Below are 20,870 nucleotides of genomic sequence, written 5' to 3' on the forward strand. Positions count from 1 at the left end.
AAGTGTATACTTTATATAGTTTGTCAAAGGAGTGGTATAACATGAGTACATTTTCTAACGAAGAAAAAGTACAGATTTTATCAGATATTGTGGAAATGAACACAGTTAATGATAATGAACTTGAGGTTTGTAAATATCTTCAAAACCTTTTCCAACAACACGGCATTGAATCTACAATCGATCAAGTAGATGAACGTCGTGCAAATTTAATCGCTGAAATTGGTGACCAAGGACCAGTCATCGGTATTTCAGGTCACATGGACGTTGTATCTGAAGGCGACCGTTCTCAATGGTCATATGAACCATTTAAATTAACTGAAGACAATGGTTTTTTATATGGTAGAGGTGCCGCAGATATGAAATCTGGTCTAGCTGCGCTAGCAATTTCACTAATCGATATTCACAATAGCAATGCATTAACTAATGGTAAAATTAGATTTTTAGCCACTACCGGTGAAGAAATGGAACAATTAGGTTCTCAAAGCTTATATGAAAAAGGTTATATGGATGACGTGGAAGCACTTGTCATTGCTGAACCTTGTCAAGATATGCTTGTATATGCACATAAAGGTTCAATGGACTATCGTATTAAATCTAATGGCGTATCAGCACATAGCTCTATGCCAATTATAGGTAAAAATGCAATCACACCATTACTTAAATTCATTCAAGATATTGATGATGCTGCACAACAAATTTCTAGAGACGTTAAAGGCGAAGCATTTGATTTCTCTAACTTAATTTCAAACTTTAATAAGACATTACCAAACAACGTTACTAAAGATGATGTTGAAGATGTTTTAAGTGGTTTAGTAATAAGCAATACGTTAATTAACGGTGGCGTACAAGTCAATTCAGTACCTGAATCAGCTACTGCCGACTTTAATATTCGTACTATTCCTGAATATGATAACAATCAAGTTAAATCATTATTCAATGAAACTTTATCTAAACACAATGAAAATGGTGGTTCTTTAGAAAGTGATCTTTATTTAGATTTAGACCCTGTATTAACAACAGGCAAAAACACATTAATCGATACTGCTAAATCAATTGGCGATCGTTTATTCAATAGAGATTTCATAGCATCACCTACAGTTGCCGTTACAGATGCTTCTAATTTACTAAAAAGTAAAGATGAATCTTTCCCATTATTAGTATTTGGTCCTGGTGAAAACCCACACCAATTAGACGAATGTGTAAGTAAAGAAAAATATTTACAATTCATCGATTTCTATAAAGAACTTTTAACAACTTATACAAAATAATACAGCTTTATAGTACAAAAAGAGGTTAAGTCCCGACGCTTTTGTGTCGCAACTTAACCTCTTTTTTTAATGAATTGTAGTGCCTACAGAATGACCTTCGTGTACTTTTCGAACAATATGCTGTTCTGAACCTGCAGCAATTATCACTTTTGCACATCCGTTATTAATGGCTAATACTGCATCTTGTACTTTAGGTATCATGCCACCATATATATGTTTTTGTTGAATATATCTTTTTATATCATTTGCGCTAAGAGAATGTTGTACTTCATCTTCTATTAAGACGCCAGGAATATCACTTAATATATATAACGGAGCAGCTAACGCTTCTGCTATTTTATACGCTAATGTATCGGCATTTATATTATATTGTTGCGTAGTACCTTGTTTTAAACCAATAGACGCGATCACAGGAATATAATGGTCAGTTAAATGGCTCAATAATTTTGTATTAATAAGTGTCGGCGTCCCTACATAACCATACTTTTTATCAAGTGGTTCAATATCGAAAAATTGTGCATCCATACCATTTAAGCCTATTGCACTTTGCCCTATTTTATTTAGCTTAGCTACAATTTGAGGATTAACTTTTCCAATCAATGTTTGACAAGTCACATCTAGCACTTGCGCTGAGGTCACTCTTAAACCGTCTTTAAATTCAGGTTCAACATTATAATGACTCAATGCCTCATTGATAAATGGACCTCCACCATGAACGATAACTGGTTTATAACCTTGCTCTTGCAATTTATAAATATCGTCAATAATTGAATCATCTAAATTCGTTAAAGTACTACCACCAATTTTTATCACGATATAACTCATAAAGATTCTCCTTTACGTTCTGTACGATGCATTAATGCGTACGTAATCGTATGACAAGTCACAACCATAAGCTACAGCTTGACCATCACCTTTACCTACTTGAGCACGAATAGCTATATTATCTTCACTTAAACGTTTTTTCATTTCTTCTTCATCAAATGATAAAAACACGCCTTTATCAACGACTGGAAGACCACATAAGGTTACAAAGGTTTCATTAGGGTCAACCACTTCTGACGCATACCCAATCGCAGCTACAATACGACCGAAATTGGCATCCTCGCCATGAATAGCTGTTTTAACTAAATTAGATGACACGATACTTTTAGCTATTTTACGTGCTTCTTCTATATTCTGAGCGCCAGTCACTTTAGAAGTAACTAACTTAGTTGCACCTTCACCATCTTTAGCTATAGATTTAGCTAAAGTGTTACAAACATACTTGACTGCAGCTACGAAGGCTTGCCAATTTGGATGCTTTTCATCTAATTCATTATGGTTAACTTGGCCATTAGCCATAAATAAAACCATGTCATTTGTACTACAATCTCCATCCACAGTAATCATATTAAAAGAAGCATCAATCGCAGATTTTAATACTTGTTGTAACTTCGAAGCAGTTATATTTGCATCAGTAGTAATAAATCCAAGCATGGTCGCCATATTTGGATGAATCATGCCTGAACCTTTTGCCGTGCCCCCTATAGTAACCTTTTGCCCATCAATGTCTACTTCCACAGCAACATGTTTTGGAAATAAATCAGTAGTTAATATAGCCTTATTAAAGTTTTCACTATAGTTATATTGTTCATCGAGTACATGTTCAGCGCCGTATTGAATTTTATCCATTGGTAAGAAATCACCTATAACGCCTGTAGAAGCAACGCCAACGTTATGATTTGCAATGTTTAATTTATGAGCTACCCAATTTTGCATATCTTGAGCATCCTTAACGCCTTGTTCTCCAGTACACGCATTGGCAATTGCAGAATTAACCACAATGGCTTGTAATGTATTATTCACAGCAACACTATCTTGAGTTAATTGTAATGGTGCAGCTTTGAATCGATTCAACGTATAAACACCAGCTGCTTGTGCTTCTGTCGTCGAATATATCCAGCCAAAATCATGTTTGCTTTTTCTTAATCCTGTATGTAAACCACCAGAAATAAATCCTAATGGTGAACTTACATCTCCAGATTGATCTATTTTAAACTTACTTTCTTCGTCTACCTTTTGTATATCTTGCATCCCATCTCTCCAATCTTTAAGGATAAACTGGTAATTGGTTTAATCCAGTCATCTGTTCTAAATTAAATAACTTATTTAAATTTTGAATTGCTTGACCACTCGCGCCTTTGACTAAATTATCAATAACCGACACGATGATTGCTTGATTATTCGTTTCATCTACATACACACCAATGTCGCAATAGTTACTACCATAAACTTCTTTCGTTTTTGGAAATTCTCCAATATTTCTAATTCTGACAAAATCGGCATTATGATATTTATCTTGATACAAGTTGTGTAGTGCTTCGACTGTCATATCTCTATTTAAATTTACGTAGATCGTAGCTAAAATACCTCTCGTCATAGGTATTAAATGTGGTGTAAAAGTCACACCGACACGTTGTCCTGCAACTTCAGATAAATATTGTTCAATTTCGGGCTTATGCTTATGTTTACCTATCGCATAGGCACTTAAGTTATCATTCATTTCGGCATAATGAACATGTTGTGCCAATGCTCTTCCTGCACCTGATACGCCAGTTTTAGCATCAACAATAATAGATTTTAAATCAATTAATTGTTCCTCAACTAAAGGATGTAACCCTAATAAAGTTGCAGTCGGGAAACAACCGGGATTCGCAATAAGATTCGCTTCATTTGTTGAAGACCACTCAGCGATACTATAATCTGCTTCATCTAACAACGCTTGAGGTGCTGCTTCTTCACCATAAAATTGTTTATATAAATCACGATTTTTTAATCTAAAATCCCCAGATAAATCGATCACTTTAATCCCTTGTTCTAAAAAGCGAGGGGCAAGATGTTTACTTACGTTAGAGGGTGTAGCGAAAAATACCACGTCACAGTCCACATCAATATCATCAATAGATACAAATTGATATGTTAAATGATTTAAATGCGGAAATGTATGACTTACTGGTTCATCAGCTTTTGAATGTGAAAAGATGTATTTAATTGTCACTTCTGGGTGATGTTGTAATAAACGGATTAATTCAACTGCACCATATCCGCTACCACCTACTATGCCAACTTCAATCATGACATTCATTCCTTTCAGAATATTCGGTCTTTTTAATTTATTTTTTGAGTACGTTTGTTATTACTTCTACTACTTTATTAATTTCTTCTTCACTAATAACTAGTGGTGGCGCTATTCTAATAATATTACCTTGCGTTTCTTTACATAACACGCCCTGATCAATCATTTCTAAACAATATGACTGTGCATTTTCATTAAGTTCAATACCGATAAATAAACCCCTACCTCTAACATCTGTAATCAAATCACTATCGATGAGTTGTAATTGATTCAGTAATTTTTGACCTAAGTCAGCCGAGCGCTTAATTAAATCCTCATCAACGAGTACATCAAGTGCTGCCATTGATACTGCACATGCTAATGGGTTACCACCGAATGTCGAACCATGTGTACCTGGTGTTAATACTTCCATTATCTCTTTATTAGCTAACACTGCTGAGATTGGATAAAGTCCACCACCTAAAGATTTACCGAGTAAATAGATATCAGCTTCTACACCTTCCCATTCTGTTGCAAGCATTTTACCAGTACGACCTAAGCCAACTTGAATTTCATCGGCGATAAATAAAATATTATGCTCATCACACAATGCTCTAACCGTTTCAATAAAATAATCCGGCGGTATATTAACGCCACCCTCGCCTTGAATTGGTTCTAATATAATGGCAGTTGTCTTGTCGTTAATTAATGATTTTAAATGTTCAACATCGCCGAAATCGATATAGTGTATATTATCGAGTAACGGACCAAAACCTTGTTTATAGCTGTCTTGCGAAGACAACGATAATGCGCCTAATGTACGCCCATGGAAATTTCCATTCATAGCGATTATCTCTGTTTCATTTTCGGGAATTGCTTTAACATCAGTTCCCCATTTACGCGCAATCTTAATAGCAGTTTCTATCGCTTCCGTGCCGGTATTCATCGGCAAAACTTTATCTTTATTTGTTAATTTACAAATTTTCTCTTCCCATTGCCCCAAATTTTCACTATATAGCGCACGTGAAATCATTGTTATTTTTTGACTTTGTTGTTGAAATGCTTCAATAACCTTAGGATGACAATGACCATGGTTGACTACTGAAAAGCCTGATATACAATCAATGTATTCATTGCCATCAATATCCCAAACTTTAGAGCCTTTTCCTTCACTTAGAACTAATTTTGTCGGACTATAGTTGATTGAACTATATAAATCTGTATGTGCGATTAAATCGTTCATCATAACCCTCTTCCTTTTAATTATTTATTCTGAAATTTGAATTAATATTCGTTATCATACACCTCATTTTTTAATTAGTCAAACATGTTTTCGATATTTTTTGATCTTTTTTCAATTTCCAAAAATAGCTAGAAAACAACATTTTTATTTAACATTGTATGATTATAAATAATATTGAGTCCCAAATATTTATTAAATATAATATGCATTAATTATGCAATAACATACAAAGGTATTGTACGTTCCATATGATACCTTTATTAATCTTAATAAAAAAAGTACTAGTGCACATTAATGCGCGCTAGTACTTTTTGCTATTCAATATTAATTAAGCTTTTGCTTCATTACTTTCTTCTGAAGCATGTTGTTCATCTAGATCTTTCTTCATATCTTTATTGATTTTTTTAGCACGTTTAAAGTAGATACTTTCAAAATGACTGATTGTACCTAATTTATAGAAAATAAACGCAACAATAGCCACTACTAAGAAATCATATGGATAGTGTATTAAATTCATACCATTAAATTCCTTACTACCAATAAATGACAGTAATGAAAGTACAATTAAATAGATAATAATCCATAAACTGCCACCGACTTGTTTTTTAGTGTTTTTCCAATTCATTTTATATTCATAGAAGAAATAGACTGGCAAACCTAAAATGATAATAAATATAACTTCTGCAGTCGTCGGCCACTTCGCCCAATAAATTGTTAATGAAGCAAGTACGAATGACAGTGGTGCCATAACCTTCAATAGATTTGCACGGAATGGTCTGTGCATTTTTGGTCCCATTTTACGTAAAGCAATTACAGTCGTTGGACCTGTTAAATAAGCAACCAATGTAGAAGTGGAAATGACACTTGCTAACACTGCCCAATCGCGGAATATCGCAACCATTATCATACTAGTGATCGCATTAAAGATAATAGCAATACGTGGGATTTGATATTTTTTATTTATTTTACCTAAGAATTTAGGAATATGACCATTTTGTTCCATAGCTTGTAATACACGGCCTGTTACGGCAACAAATGATACGCCTGTACCAAACGGAGATACGAACGCTTCAATGTATAACAAGATTGCTAACCAGTTTAAACTTAATAAAATCGCCATGTCAGCGAATGGTGAATTAAAGTTAATGCCTGACCAACCATGATCATGCAACATAGATGATGGCATCGCAGTAATAAAGGTACTTTGTAAAATAATGTATAATACAGCACTTAGTGTTAACGATATTGCAATACCACGTGCAATATTTTTATTAGGTTTTGTAATTTCAGAACCCATATTAATGATTGTTTGGAATGCATTAAATGAGAAAATTATACCTGAAGCAGTTGTAGCTGCGAAAATAGGTGCACTACCATATGGCATAAATGTACTTGCTGAATGACCATAGTTACCTGTATCGAAACTAGAAATCATTAACATGATAATAGTTAAACAAGGTACACCTAATTTGAAGATTGAAATTAAACTTGTAAATGAAGTTAATAATTTTACTGACCAATAGTTTAATAATGAAAAGATAATAATAATTACAAATGTTGCTAATAAACCGATGTTACTAATCGATCCACCTGCCATTAAATGGTGCATAGGCTTCGCCCAATCCCAAGGCCATGAACTCATATATTGAACTGCAGATACAGCCTCTATAGGAATAATCGTTACAAGTGAAACCCAGTTTGCCCACGCGGCAATGAACCCTAATAACGAGCCGTGGGTATATTGTGCATAGTTACTCATACCACCAGATTGTGGGAACATGGTACCTATTTCAATATAGTTATAGGCAAGTGTTCCGATAACAATAAAACCAATAACCCATGAAATAATTGCGGCAGGCCCAGCTAATGATGAAGCCTCCCATGCCCCAAACAACCAACCTGAACCTATTAGCGAACCTAAACCTAATAGCACAAGTTGTGGCAGATTAATCTTGCTATTCGTTTCTTTTTTATCCATAAAAACCCCTACTCTTTTCGTCTTTAAAAAACCGAAATTTTATGTTGCACAACAACTATATTCAATTTATTGTATAGTCTGTTATTATACGCATATTTACAATTCAGTCAAATTGAAATTCGATATAACATTTTTTGCATTTTAATACATTATATAAGTGATATTTGTATATTTATCATTGTAAAGTTAAAGAACTCTCAGCCGTTTGCTTTGTAGCAATATAGCAATTTCTAATGTTACTTATTTATTCATTTAACGGATAAAATTACCATAAGCTATATAAAACGAAACATCGATACAAATCGCACAATATCAGTGTTTACTAGTATTTTCAATGCCCAAAAAAATATTATTGTAATTGTACACTTTTACTTATTTTTTGCTTTAATATAGTGAAATTTTGCTATTTCAACCTTCTTTCAATTTTATTTTAAGTACTTTTCCATGTAACTCAAATACCAAGAAGCCATAGTAACATTAAATTTAAATTTTTTACACCTATTCATATGGATACACTTAAAGTCATAAAAAAGCCTATATTTGTACAAGCAATAATTAGTACAAATATAGACTTACTACTCAAAATTTGATTATTCTTCTTTATCCCACCATAATGCGTCTTTCGGATTTCTAATTACCTCTTCATAATCCGAACGGTTTTCGACATTAGGATAAGCACCTCTTAAAGATTTGTTTGAAGTAGACTTAAACATAAACGCAAATATTATCAAACCTACAACGTTTATAAACATTAAATAGTATGAAGGTGCGATTTCTTGACCCGTAGTACTGACTAATGTAGAAAGAATAAATGGCGTTAAACCACCAAACACTGCAGCACCAATGTTATATACTAAAGACAATGTTCTTAATCTTACTTTTGTATGGAACATACTAGGTAAGACAGAAGGCATAACGCCTTCAAATGTTGACATAAATAGTGCAATGATAAACAACCCTATGATTACGACTGGTATAGACGGTATACTCATTAAATAAAATGCTAAAATTGAAAATAAACTAAATCCTACTAAGCCAAACATCGTCGCTCTTTTATTTCCAATTTTGTCACTATACCAACCAAAGAAGAACACCGCTGGAATCATAACGGCCATTGTAATAGTACTTAAAATAGAACTCATTGTTCCACCAAGATTAAGTGTACTATTTAAAAATGATGGCATAAATGATAACACCATGTAATTAGCTACATTTAAAAATGCTACACCTGTGAAACAAACTAATACGTCTTTCCAATAATATTTAAAAATATCCATATATGAATATTCTAACTCTTCTTTTTCTTCTAATGTTGATTCATAAGCTGGACTTTCATCTAAAGTAGAACGTAAGAAAAGACCAATAATACCTAACGGAGCTGCGATAATAAACGGTATTCTCCAACCCCAATCTTGCATTTGTTGATCATTTAATAGTGAATACATTATCCCAGCTAATATCGCTGCCATAATACTGCCACTAAGTGTACCAATCTCTAGACCACTACCTAATTTACCTCGCGTTTTATCTGGAGATGTTTCGGCTATATATGTCATCGCACCAGCATATTCACCACCAGTAGAAAATGATTGTATCATTCTAACTACGAGTAATAGTATTGGCGCCCATATCCCTATATGTTCCTGCGTTGGTAGTAAACCTAAAGCTAGCGTAGAAACCGCCATGAGAATAATCGTTGTGGCTAAGACTAATTTCCTTCCATGTTTATCCCCTAAATGACTGAAAAATATTCCGCCCACCGGTCTGACGATAAACGCAAACGCAAAGACTGCGAACGTTGATGCCATTTGAATTTCCTGTGGCATATTTCCAAAGAAATTGTGACTTAAAATAACTGCTAATTGTGCATACAATCCAAAGTCAAACCACTCAATGGCGTTACCTATCCCTGTAGCAACGACACTCTTAGTCGTCTTCTCTGGATCGACGTAATTAACATGTTCCTTTTTAAATTTCACATTAATACACCCCTTATTTGTATCTATATAAACACATAACCTATTAAAGTTTCAATAAACACATTATTGCCAAAAGCAACAATTTAATTCGATAGTCATTTTATTAAATGGGGTTACGTATGATTATTTAGTTAAAGTATGTAATTTATATTTGATATAAATTATTTATAGTTTATGTACTCATTATAATAATTATAACGAGTGCTTTATATATTGTTTAAATTTATTTAGTATGCTTTTTAATATTGCATAAAATGTAGTATAATTCGTCTAAGATTATATTAATTCAAATCCATTTTAAATATCTAAAATGGATTATAGACGAGGATGTATGCAAGTGCCTATTCAAAATAATTTAAAAAAAGTAAAAAACATTATAAAACTACCTGGGGCTTACTATTCATATAAGACACATAAAGAAACTACAGATGATGCAATTAAATATGATAGTTTGAAAAATTTATACCCATTGTTAAAAAAACAAGCTGGTTATTATGCTGAACTTTCAAAATTAGCATTTAATCAACAAAAATGGAAAGAAGCATTACATTATATTAATAAGGCCATAGACCACGAAACTAAAGAACAGCAACATTTATTTTATAAACAAAAGGCATTCATTTTTGAGCAATTAAATAAAAAAGAACAATCTATAAAATGGTTAGAGGAATACTTAAAGTTTCACCCACAAGATGGTCAATCTTTATTAAAAATAGCTCAAACGCATTTAAAACTTTATAATACTAAAACGGCAGTTAGTTATTTATCTCAATATTTGACTCAACACCCTAATGACTATGACTTAAATTTAGAAATAGCCCATTATTACTTAAAGCTAAAACAATATAATGAAGCAATTCAACATGCAAACTATTATTTAAGCCGTTTCACAGCAAATGCTGAAGCTTTATTATTGATTATAGACGCTTACAAAAAGAATAAACAATATGACAAAGCAGTACCTTATATAAAAAAATATTTAGCTTCTCATCCAACTGATGTTGTCAAAGCGTATCAATTAGCCGTTCATTTAGAAAAACAGCAACACGATCAAGAAGCCGTTAAATATTATAAACACACGATTGATAACAATGTCGATCAGTATTCGCCAAGAGAACTTGGTAATATATATTACGAGCTCGGCCTTATTCAACTTAAATTAGATGATACTAGCGCTGCTAATAAAAGCTTTACTGAAGCAACATGTTTAAGCGATAATGACAAAGCACATATATGGGGGATTGGCGTAATCCACGAACAACACAAGCATTGGCAATTAGCAATTGATGCCTTTGTTAAACAATTGGATTTGTTACCTGATGATGCCAATTTAATTTACGAAATAGGTTTACTTTATAGAAAGTTAAAACAACCTCAAAATGCGATTCATTATTTCGAACAAGCATTACAAAGAGATAAAGTATTATCTCCATGGCATTATAATTTAGCTGTTAGTTATGAAGATATTGGTGATTTTAAAAATGCAGAAAAATGGTTTGAAAGTGCTATAGAGCGTCAACAAACGCATCGCCCTGGCAATTACCGCAAACTTGCGCGCATTTATAATAAATTAGGCAAATACGACCAAGCATTAGCAGCTTATAATGAGGCTGAGCTTTTCAGTATGCCAAGTAATATGGGTAAAGCGACCTACGATAAAAATATTAAAAAATTATCTATCCGCTATGGTATAAGTTACAATCACTACAATATCGATGACAAAATGGTTTTCTATGAAAGTTTAAGTGGCGCACGTGTGATGTGTAATCCAGCTGGCGTTTTTGATTATGTATTAGACCATCAAGATTTTGAAGATTTCACTCATGTATGGGTCGTAAATAACTTTAATAACATTCCAAAAACGCTTAAAAATAAAGATAATATTATCTTTGTAAAACGTAACTCAGACGCTTATTTTAAATATATTTCGACAGCTAAATATCTTATTTGTAACTCGACATTTAGCGACTTTGTTACACGTAAGCCTGAACAAAAATATTTACAAACGACGCATGGCGTCTTTTATAAAACTGTTGGCCGTGATAGCGCTGGTACACAACTAGGTGTCGCTGGTAGCACGAGAAACCTACTGCAAGCCACGCATATTTTGTCACCCAATGACTTCATGGTAGGAAAACAAAAATCAGCGTATTCAATTGAAGGTATTTACGCCGGTGAAATGGCTAAAGCAGGCTACCCTCGTATTGACGTAACGTTAAATGCAAGTTCAGAATTACAAGAATATATGAAAAATCATATTAATAATCTAGATAAAACTAAGAAAATTGTATTATATGCACCGACATGGCGAGGTGAAAATAAACAAGGAAACAGCTTCGATACTGACAAACTTGTGCATGACTTGTCCCAATTAGCTAAATTAGATGCCAATATATTATTCCGTGGTCATACGATCACGCAAGGGTTGTTAAAAAATGTAAAGCTTCCTGAAAATATTATTTTGCCACCTAACGACATTGCAACGAATGAATTATTAAATATTACCGACGTGATTATATCTGATTACTCTAGTGTCTTCTTTGATTTTATACCGACTGAGCGACCTATTGTTCACTATATTTACGATATAGACGACTACGTTGCTTCAAGAGGGTTAAATTTATCTATTGATGAATTACCTGGATTTATCGCTAAAAACACAGACCAACTTGTAAAAGCTGTTCAAAGAGGCCTAGACGATCCTACACCTTCTTCGCAATATTTGGCAGCTAAAGACAAATTCTGTCCTCTGGATAATGGACACTCCGGCGAAGCTGTCGCAAAATGGTTCTTTTATGGAGATACAAGCCAGGTAGAAATGATAAAAGATAGCAATTATCAACACCATGACTTGTATTTAGGTGGTACATTCTCAGATAGTACTGTATTGCCTCAATTTGTAAATGACGTAAATAGCAATATTGCTAATCAGCATAGTGTGTCAGTAATGTTAAAAAAACAAATCGCTGAAGATACTGAAAAATTTAAGTACATGCAACAATTAGACGAATCAGTTAACTTTTTAGCTCATGCGGGACCTATGCCAATGACTTTAAAAGAAATGATGGCAATTACCGACCTTAATAAAGACGAAGTTTATCACGATGTTACTATGAAACAAGCGCGTCAAACAGCTTATGAAAGAGAAGCGCGTCGTTTATTTGGAGATAGTACTTTCGATTACGTAGAGAACTTAGAACAAACATCGCCATATTGGCAAGGTATTACTGAAATTATGACTAATAGAAATATATAGTAAATGAAAGTCTGAAACTGCAATAGGTTTCAGGCTTTTATTTATGGTTCCCTAAATATCCAAAAACCGTCATGCTATAATTAAATTAAAAAGAACAATTTTGATGGAGGCTTTATATATGCAACATATTTATTTCAACCACGATGGTGGTGTAGATGATTTAATTTCACTCTTTGTATTATTACAAATGGAGAATATTGAACTTATTGGGGTAAGTGCTATCGGTGCCGATAGTTATATTGAACCTGCTACAAGTGCGTCTCAGAAAATTATAAATCGCTTTGGCCACAATAAACTAGACGTGGCTGCTTCTACTGAGCGAGGCAAGAATCCTTTTCCTAAAGAATGGCGAATGCATGCTTTTTTCATTGATGCATTACCTATTTTAAACGAAACGACTAATACGTTATCATCTCAAACAACTCATAGTGCAGCAGAAGATATTGTTCAGAAGTTACAACAATCGACTAATAAAGTTACATTATTGTTTACCGGTCCACTGACAGATTTAGCAAAAGCGTTAACGATAATGCCTTCTATCGAAGATAAAATTAATCGCTTAGTATGGATGGGCGGTACATTTTTAAATAAAGGCAACGTTGAAGAACCAGAACATGATGGCACTGCTGAATGGAATGCCTATTGGGATCCAGAAGCAGTTGCAACTGTTTTTAACACTAAGATACAAATTGATATGATCGCGCTAGAAAGTACGAACCAAGTACCTTTAACATGGCATATAAGACAAATGTGGGCACAAGAACGTCATCATATCGGGGTTGATTTCTTAGGTGTTAGTTATGCTGCTGTGCCCCCACTTACACATTTCCAAACTAATTCGACTTATTTTTTATGGGATGTATTAACTACTGCTTATGTAGGCAAACCTGACCTTGTAAAACAACAACAAGTGAAAGCTTCTGTCACGACTAATGGGCCTAGCCAAGGCAAAACTTATATAGACGACAATCATGGGCGCGACATAAATGTGGTTAATCATGTAGAACATGATGCATTTTTTAATTACATTACGTCATTAGCTAAAAAAGTCATCCATTAATAAACAAAAAAAGGCCTTAAACACTATGTTTAAGGTCTTTTTTATAGTTATAGCACAATTTCATTTTCACGCTCATGTATCATTTGCGTTATAGCATTATATTCATCCATAACTGCTACTTTTGGTGCATGATTGATTAATTCTTCTTCGTTCAATTGAACATATGTCATGATAATAACTACATCATCAACTTCTACTAATCTTGAGGCAGCACCATTTAAACAAATTTTGCCGCTACCACGTTCTCCTTCAATAACGTATGTCTCAAAGCGTGCGCCATTATTATTGTTAACAATCGCCACTTTTTCATTAGGTAAAATATCCACCGCTTCTAAAATATCTTTGTCAATCGTTATACTCCCTACATAATTTAAATTGGATTCTGTTACTCTTGCTCTATGAATCTTTGCATTCATCATTGTTCTAATCATTTTAGTTATCTCCTATTATAACGTTATCAATTAATCTAGCTTGTGAAAACTTTACTGCCAACGATATAAATATTTCACCTGAAATATGCTGTTGCTCGATTAATTCAGGATAACTATATACCGCAACTTCTTCGATATATCCACTTGTATTTTGTGATAAATAATTATTAATTTCGGCTATAATTGTATCGCTGTTACGCTCACCATTTTGATATAAACGTTCGGCTAGTTTCAAACTTTGATACAAATGAGGCGCCTCTTCACGTTCTTTGTCAGTCAAATATACGTTACGTGAGCTTTTAGCAAGACCATCAGCTTCTCTAACTATATCTACGCCACGAATTATAATATTATGATTAAAATCTTCAACCATCTTTTCTACAATCGCCAATTGTTGTGCATCTTTTTTGCCAAAGTACGCGACATCCGGTTGCACTATATTAAACAATTTATTGACGACCGTAACCACTCCATCAAAATGCCCTGGTCTTTTTTCGCCTTCTAATACTGACGCCAATCTACCAACCGTAACGTTAATGTCTATAGCGCCTGGATACATCTCGTCTGTAGCTGGATAAAATACATAATCGACGCCGATATGCTTAACCATCGCCACATCTTGTTCGATTTGGCGAGGATAAGCATCAAAATCTTCGTTTGGACCAAATTGCAAGGGATTCACAAACACACTCATAATTGTAATATCTTGTTCTTTTATAGATTGTTTCATCATTGTTAAATGACCGTCATGTAACGCGCCCATTGTAGGGACAAAACCAATTGTCTGACCATGTCTTTTAACATCAGAAGTTATTTTTTGCATCTCTGAAATATGGGTTATTATTTCTGTCAATCTGGTGTCACCTCATCCCAAATCTTTTTCTTGTATGTGTGTTCAGCTGAAGGGAATGTGCCTTCCTTAACCTCTTGATGATATTGAGACAGCGCGTCTATACCATTGTTAAAGTCCCCATATTGTTTCACAAATTTTGCTTGTCGTTCAACGCCATAATTTAAAACATCATGGTAAACTAATACTTGCCCATCCGTACCATTGCCAGCTCCAATGCCGATGACTGGTATCGATAACGTTGTACTAATTTTTTGTGCAAGGTCACTTGGGACCGCTTCTAAAACAATCATCACTGCACCAGCTTGTTCCATATTTTTGCAATCTTGTATTAACTTTTCAGCGGCTTCTAAAGTAGCGGCTTGCATTTTATATCCCATAATACCAACACTTTGAGGTGTTAAACCTAAATGCGCCACGACTGGAATACCTATATTACTACAACGTGTAATAAAAGGCGCTATGTGGGTCCCCTCAACTTTAATAGCATTGGCATTACTTTGTTGATATAACTGTTTCGCTAATAATAAATCTTGTTCTTCGCTAACACCAACCGTACCAAACGGCATATCTACTACTACGAAAGTATTCGGTGCACCCCGACGTACCGCCTTACTATGATGGATCATATCTTCAAGCGTTACTTCAACGGTACTATCGTAACCTAATACAGTCATTCCTAAAGAATCACCAACTAAAATTGTATCTATACTTGCTGCTTCGGCTTGTTTTGCACTTGGGTAGTCATAAGCAGTAATCATTGAAATTTTTTCTTTCTGTTCTTTCATTAATAATAATTGATTTAAAGTTTTCAATATTATTCTCCTTATTTGTTATAATATTAGCAATAGTATATAGAATTCATACGAAAAAAGGAAGTACTTAACATGACAAAATTTGCCATTATAGGTCCTGGTGCAGTAGGTTCCACTATTGCTTTTGAGTTACAACAACACTTTAGCGATACGTTACTCTTAGGTAGACAGAACGCAACACTCTCATATTACCCAGGAAATCATATGCCTATGCACCCATTACAGGTGCAATCTTTAGCAGCAACGATAACAAAAGTTGATGTCTTATTTGTGGCAGTAAAAACATATCAATTAGATACCATCATAGAAGATATTAAACGCATTACTCACCAAGATAGCATCATAGTGTTAGCACAAAATGGGCGCTCAAATTTAGCAGCATTCTCATTGCCAAACGTCTATCAAGCAGTCGTTTATATTAGTGGTCAGAAAGAGCAAAATACCGTGACCCACTTTAGAGATAAACGTTTACACGTTCAAGATAGTCCAGAGACACGTAATCTAGTCCAACTATTAGCTCCGACAAACTTAGACTTAAAACTAGAACAACATATAGAAGACACGATTTGGTATAAATTACTCGTTAACTTAGGTATTAATACTGTCACTGCATTAACACGCTCAACAGCTAAAGTGCTTAAAGACAATAAAGTAAATCATTTATGTCGCCAATTAATCGACGAAGGTGCTCAGATTGCATTAGCTGAAGGCGTGAACTTGCCAAAAGACATTGTGACGCAAATCATGACTATTTACGATGGTTACCCAGACGAAATGGGTACGAGCATGTATTATGACATCAGTGCAGGGAGACCATTAGAAGTAGAAGCGATTCAAGGATATATTTATCGTACAGCTCAAAAACATAATTTAGCTACACCAACTATTACAACAACTTATACTTTACTTCATGGCTATATGCACGACTAATAATCGCCAAAAAAGCTGAGACATAATTAATGCCTCAGCTTTTGTTATCTTTATTAATTCGTTAGTGTCTTAATTTTTTTCAGACCTGGTTTAACGAAACTCATTGCTACAATACCAATGACGGCTGCAATAACTGCTGATATGAACATAGAACCATACCCATAGGCAGATACTAAAATACCTGTTAATGTTGGTGCAATTATTGTCGCAGAGTTTACGAAAAAGTGCATGATACCACCAAATGTACCTGAATTTTTTGGAGCTGTATCAATAACAACCGCCCAATATACCGCATTGGGTAAGAACACACATGCATTACCTAACATCATTAGTATTAAAATAAAGGCAATATTATCGGTAGTTGGAATGATAAGAAAACAAATCGCCGCTAACGTCATTCCAAAAATAGCCAAACCGGATCTGGCAATACGTAAGCTACCAGTTTTATGTCGTAGCCAATCTGATAATCTACCTCCAAAGTATGCTGTAAATACAGCACCTATCCACGGAATCATACCTAAATACCATAACGAATGAATTTCAAAGTGATATTCATCTTGTAAATATTTAGGCGTCCAAGTTAATATTAAGAAGTTTATGTATTGGAAGCCAAAGTAACCTATCGTATTGAAAATGAGTGTCGGACTTCTAAAGAAGTGATACCATTTTTCGTGAGCATTTTGTTCTGTTTCTACCGTTTTCTCACCTTTAACCGTATCTTCAGTTGAACGAATTTCTTCAATTTCTCTAGCAGATACTTTTTTATTGTCTTCAGGATAGTCTGTAAAGACTTTCGCCCAAATAACAACCCAAATCAATCCTAAAACACCCATTAATATAAATAATACACGCCAATTTGTAATCGTTAATAAGCCTGAAACAACTGGTGCAGTAATTAATGCACCAAGTGGTACCCCTATTAAACCTAAAGCAGAGAGTAAACCGCGCTCTTTAGGTGCTGCCCAGTTGGCGTTTGTTTTACTAATTGTAGAAAAAATCGGACCTTCTGCAAAACCAAATATAATTCTTAACATACCGAACCCTGCTAAGGCCGAGCCACCAAAAATAGCCATACCTAATTCACCTGCAAAAGCCATTGCTATTTCGAATAGTGACCATAATGTTCCAGCTACAATCCATACGAACTTCGGACCCTTTTTATCAGATAGTACACCACCAAATAGTGAACCTAACATATACCCGTAACCAAAGTAACCTAAGATAGCTCCCCAAGCGACATTATCAAATCCAAATTCTTTAATAATATCTTCTTGAGCGTAGGAGATACCTCCACGGTCAATGTAATTTATCATAGTCATAACGATAATCATAACGATGATAAAATAACGATAATTCTTCATCTTATATTCCCCACCCTTTGAACATATACTTGAATCATTAAATATCAAAACTTTAACGCTATTTGAAAGCGTTGTCAATTCTATTTTTACTCTGCATCAATAATATTGAATCTTAACTGTTGTTATACCAACAATATAGCGGTTACCAATTACACAATTTTCTGATAATTCAATTTGCGCTTTATCCCGTTTAACTTCATTACCTAATTATAATTTCAATTGCATCGTAATATTACGTTCTTCAAAACCACAACTTTTATAGAGTTGTTGCGCCTCATTGCCAACATAAACATTTAAGCGCACTTTATCATAACCTAGCTGTTTAAAATGTTGTTTGGTGAAAGTTATCAATTGTTTGCCGTAACCTCGCTTTCTAAATTTCGGCATGACATACAATTCGTAAATAAAACCGTATTTATCACCTGTAAGTTTATCTTCTTTCACAGCCAACATGGTATATCCTAGAAATTGTTTATCTTCCTTCATAGCATAATAACGGGCGCCATCTTCTAATGCCATTTGAGATAAATTTTGAATCTCTTCATTTGTTAAACAATGAGGCTCAACAACAGCCTCTTCAAATGCCTTTGCCTGTACTTTGTATATTTCATTCAAATCACTTTTAGTAGCTAGACTGATTGACATAAAAACACTCCTTTCTACTTATATTGTCATTAAAGGCTTTAAGGTTAATTATTTGTCTTTCTCAATTTATTAGTCTAACATATTATAGTTGTTGATACTCAGAGTAGATAAGGAGATGTTAAAATGGGTAATTCATCCAATGCACTCACATTTAACAAAAAATTATACCCTCCAATGATACTCGGCTCTATACTCAATCCTATCAATTCTTCCATGATAGCTATCGCTATGATTCCAATAGCACATGCCTTTAATATTCCTTTTTATCAAACGGCATTGCTTGTTACTTCATTATATTTAGCTACGAGTATTGGCCAACCTATTATTGGTAAATTAGTAGACGTCTTCGGACCAAAAGGATTATTTTTATTTGCAACTAGTTTAGTTGGTTTAGCAAGTATCCTTGCTATCGTCACCCCCTCTTTTTATGGACTTGTATTAGCCCGATTCTTAATAGGCATTGGTACTTGTGCGGGTTATCCTTCAGCAATGTATTTAATTAAATACGAAGGTGAACGCACTGGCAAAGATAGTCCGAGTAGTATACTGACCGTCTTGGCCATCTCCAACCAAACTGTGTCTGTGATTGGCCCTACGTTAGGGGGGTTATTAATTAATTTTGGTGGTTGGGAAGCTATATTTTTCGTTAATATACCATTATCAATATTATGTATCATCTTTGGTGTACTATATTTCCCTAAAGTCACACAATCTTTAGGCAAAATTACTGCACTTAGAACTTATATTGATTTTATAGGTATGACGCTTTTCACAATCACTTTGGTAACATGGATAATATATTTTACAGAACCCTCAATTAAAAACTTATATTTATTAATTATTGGTATTGTTACTTTTATTATATTTATCTTTGTTGAAATGAAATCCAAAAAACCATTTATCGATGTTAGATTGTTAGCGCATAATACTTCATTAAATAATACGTATATACGTTCAACACTAACTCAAACTATTTCTTACAGCGTATTATATGGCTACACACAATGGTTAGAAGAAGCTAGAGGCTTATCTCCTGGTCATGCCGGCTTATTAATGTTACCTATGTTTGTGATTGCAATTGTTGCATCAAAATATACTGGTAGTAGTTTATCTTCTAAAAATAAATTATATTTAGGTACATTAGCCGGCATTGTTACTATGATAAGTTTTACACTAATTAATCCTCAAACTTCAATAATAATACTGGTATTATTAGCTGCATTATTCGGCATACCTCAAGGATTAATGAATTTAGCTAATCAAAATGCACTTTATCATCAAGCACCCAAAGACAGTATCGGTATGTCAGCTGGATTATTAAGAACATTTATGTATATTGGGGCCATTGTCTCTTCTACGGCTAATGGTATCTTTTTTAAAGGCGGAGATATTACTGTAGGTATTCATAATGACGGTATTTTCTGTGCTTCTCTTGGCGTTATTATATTAATCATGACATTCGCTAACAGACGTTCATTAGCTAAATCGTAACGTTTAAATTTTGCACACTCTTGAATAAGAAGTTGTGAGATGGGTAAACAAATATTGTGATTTTTAATCACATATTTGAGGAGGAATTTATAGTAATGAATTATTTTGTCGCACAATTCGGAGCTGAACAAACGAAACTTGTTATTATCGATAAGCATAAGAAAGTTATTGATAGTAGTTCTGCAGCACTTGATGATAATAATTATGTAAAACAACTTGCCGATAGTCTAATAGAACTTGCGCATAAAAACGACTTATATCATGATGATTTAAATGGCATTGGTCTCATCATCAATGATATTAAACAAATTAATTACTTTGATAATGAAACTTTAATTAACGATTTAGAGTCTACTTTTAATTTCAAGGCAATACTTGAAGATAACTATGATGCCTTGATAGATAATATTGTTAAATAATTAAAATATAAAGCGCCAATCAGCATGTTTATGATTACATGTTGATT

17 protein-coding genes are annotated in these 20,870 nt (G+C 33.9%); 6 read left to right on the top strand and 11 right to left on the bottom strand.

The window, feature by feature from the left end; genetic code table 11:
- The first annotated feature begins 41 nt into the window (after positions 1–41).
- A complete protein-coding gene (locus RPL90_RS00740) occupies positions 42–1,268 on the top strand; it encodes an ArgE/DapE family deacylase (RefSeq protein WP_313541457.1) in 1,227 nt (408 codons plus the stop codon).
- A 66-nt stretch (positions 1,269–1,334) separates the two neighbouring features.
- Here RPL90_RS00740 and argB read toward each other — a convergent pair whose 3' ends face one another.
- From argB to RPL90_RS00770, 6 genes are all read right to left on the bottom strand, one after another.
- Complete coding sequence (gene argB, locus RPL90_RS00745; RefSeq protein WP_313541459.1) at positions 1,335–2,093, bottom strand: acetylglutamate kinase; 759 nt, start codon at positions 2,091–2,093, stop codon at positions 1,335–1,337.
- Between the two features lie 12 nt (positions 2,094–2,105).
- A complete protein-coding gene (argJ, locus tag RPL90_RS00750) occupies positions 2,106–3,344 on the bottom strand; it encodes a bifunctional ornithine acetyltransferase/N-acetylglutamate synthase (RefSeq protein WP_313541461.1) in 1,239 nt (412 codons plus the stop codon).
- Between the two features lie 16 nt (positions 3,345–3,360).
- Positions 3,361–4,386, bottom strand: a complete 1,026-nt coding sequence (argC, locus tag RPL90_RS00755; protein ID WP_313541462.1) for an N-acetyl-gamma-glutamyl-phosphate reductase — start codon at positions 4,384–4,386, stop codon at positions 3,361–3,363.
- 37 nt (positions 4,387–4,423) lie between these two features.
- Positions 4,424–5,608 (bottom strand): ornithine--oxo-acid transaminase, encoded by a 1,185-nt coding sequence (gene rocD, locus RPL90_RS00760; RefSeq protein ID WP_313541522.1) that lies wholly within the window; start codon positions 5,606–5,608, stop codon positions 4,424–4,426.
- 328 nt (positions 5,609–5,936) lie between these two features.
- Positions 5,937–7,586 (bottom strand): APC family permease, encoded by a 1,650-nt coding sequence (locus tag RPL90_RS00765; RefSeq protein WP_313541464.1) that lies wholly within the window; start codon positions 7,584–7,586, stop codon positions 5,937–5,939.
- Between the two features lie 590 nt (positions 7,587–8,176).
- Positions 8,177–9,565 (bottom strand): MFS transporter, encoded by a 1,389-nt coding sequence (locus RPL90_RS00770; RefSeq protein WP_313541466.1) that lies wholly within the window; start codon positions 9,563–9,565, stop codon positions 8,177–8,179.
- A 337-nt stretch (positions 9,566–9,902) separates the two neighbouring features.
- Between RPL90_RS00770 and RPL90_RS00775 the strand changes: the two genes are divergently transcribed.
- Together RPL90_RS00775 and RPL90_RS00780 are read left to right on the top strand one after the other, a co-directional pair.
- Positions 9,903–12,821, top strand: coding sequence for a CDP-glycerol glycerophosphotransferase family protein (locus RPL90_RS00775; RefSeq protein WP_313541468.1), 2,919 nt, complete (start codon positions 9,903–9,905; stop codon positions 12,819–12,821).
- 118 nt (positions 12,822–12,939) lie between these two features.
- On the top strand, positions 12,940–13,881 hold the full coding sequence (locus RPL90_RS00780) for a nucleoside hydrolase (RefSeq protein WP_313541470.1): 942 nt from the start codon (positions 12,940–12,942) through the stop codon (positions 13,879–13,881).
- Positions 13,882–13,928: 47 nt separating this feature from the next.
- Here the strand turns inward: RPL90_RS00780 and panD are convergent, their stop codons facing one another.
- From panD to panB, 3 genes are read right to left on the bottom strand one after another with little or no spacing between them, the layout of a single operon-like run.
- On the bottom strand, positions 13,929–14,312 hold the full coding sequence (gene panD / locus RPL90_RS00785) for an aspartate 1-decarboxylase (RefSeq protein ID WP_313541472.1): 384 nt from the start codon (positions 14,310–14,312) through the stop codon (positions 13,929–13,931).
- A 1-nt stretch (position 14,313) separates the two neighbouring features.
- Positions 14,314–15,165 carry a pantoate--beta-alanine ligase gene (gene panC, locus RPL90_RS00790; protein WP_313541473.1) on the bottom strand — a complete coding sequence of 284 codons (852 nt, stop codon included), beginning with the start codon at positions 15,163–15,165 and terminating at the stop codon, positions 14,314–14,316.
- Positions 15,162–15,977 carry a 3-methyl-2-oxobutanoate hydroxymethyltransferase gene (panB, locus tag RPL90_RS00795; protein ID WP_313541475.1) on the bottom strand — a complete coding sequence of 272 codons (816 nt, stop codon included), beginning with the start codon at positions 15,975–15,977 and terminating at the stop codon, positions 15,162–15,164. The genes panC and panB overlap by 4 nt, the downstream gene beginning before the upstream one ends.
- A 72-nt stretch (positions 15,978–16,049) precedes the next feature.
- On the opposite strand from panB, the gene RPL90_RS00800 reads away from it, so the two are divergent.
- The gene (locus RPL90_RS00800) at positions 16,050–16,907 is read left to right on the top strand and encodes an oxidoreductase (RefSeq protein ID WP_313541476.1); all 858 of its coding nucleotides are present in this window, start codon (positions 16,050–16,052) and stop codon (positions 16,905–16,907) included.
- Between the two features lie 53 nt (positions 16,908–16,960).
- On the opposite strand, the gene RPL90_RS00805 is transcribed toward RPL90_RS00800, so the two are convergent.
- Both RPL90_RS00805 and RPL90_RS00810 read right to left on the bottom strand, forming a co-directional pair.
- On the bottom strand, positions 16,961–18,268 hold the full coding sequence (locus tag RPL90_RS00805; protein WP_313541478.1) for an MFS transporter: 1,308 nt from the start codon (positions 18,266–18,268) through the stop codon (positions 16,961–16,963).
- Positions 18,269–18,475: 207 nt separating this feature from the next.
- Positions 18,476–18,913 carry a GNAT family N-acetyltransferase gene (locus RPL90_RS00810; RefSeq protein WP_313541479.1) on the bottom strand — a complete coding sequence of 146 codons (438 nt, stop codon included), beginning with the start codon at positions 18,911–18,913 and terminating at the stop codon, positions 18,476–18,478.
- 123 nt (positions 18,914–19,036) lie between these two features.
- Between RPL90_RS00810 and RPL90_RS00815 the strand changes: the two genes are divergently transcribed.
- Positions 19,037–20,404 (top strand): MFS transporter, encoded by a 1,368-nt coding sequence (locus tag RPL90_RS00815; RefSeq protein ID WP_313541480.1) that lies wholly within the window; start codon positions 19,037–19,039, stop codon positions 20,402–20,404.
- A 95-nt stretch (positions 20,405–20,499) separates the two neighbouring features.
- Entirely contained in the window at positions 20,500–20,823 is a 324-nt protein-coding gene (locus RPL90_RS00820; RefSeq protein WP_313541482.1) for a hypothetical protein, read from the top strand.
- Positions 20,824–20,870: the final 47 nt, after the last annotated feature.

This window comes from Staphylococcus kloosii, assembly GCF_032139365.1.
Taxonomy (GTDB): Bacteria; Bacillota; Bacilli; order Staphylococcales; family Staphylococcaceae; genus Staphylococcus; species Staphylococcus kloosii_A.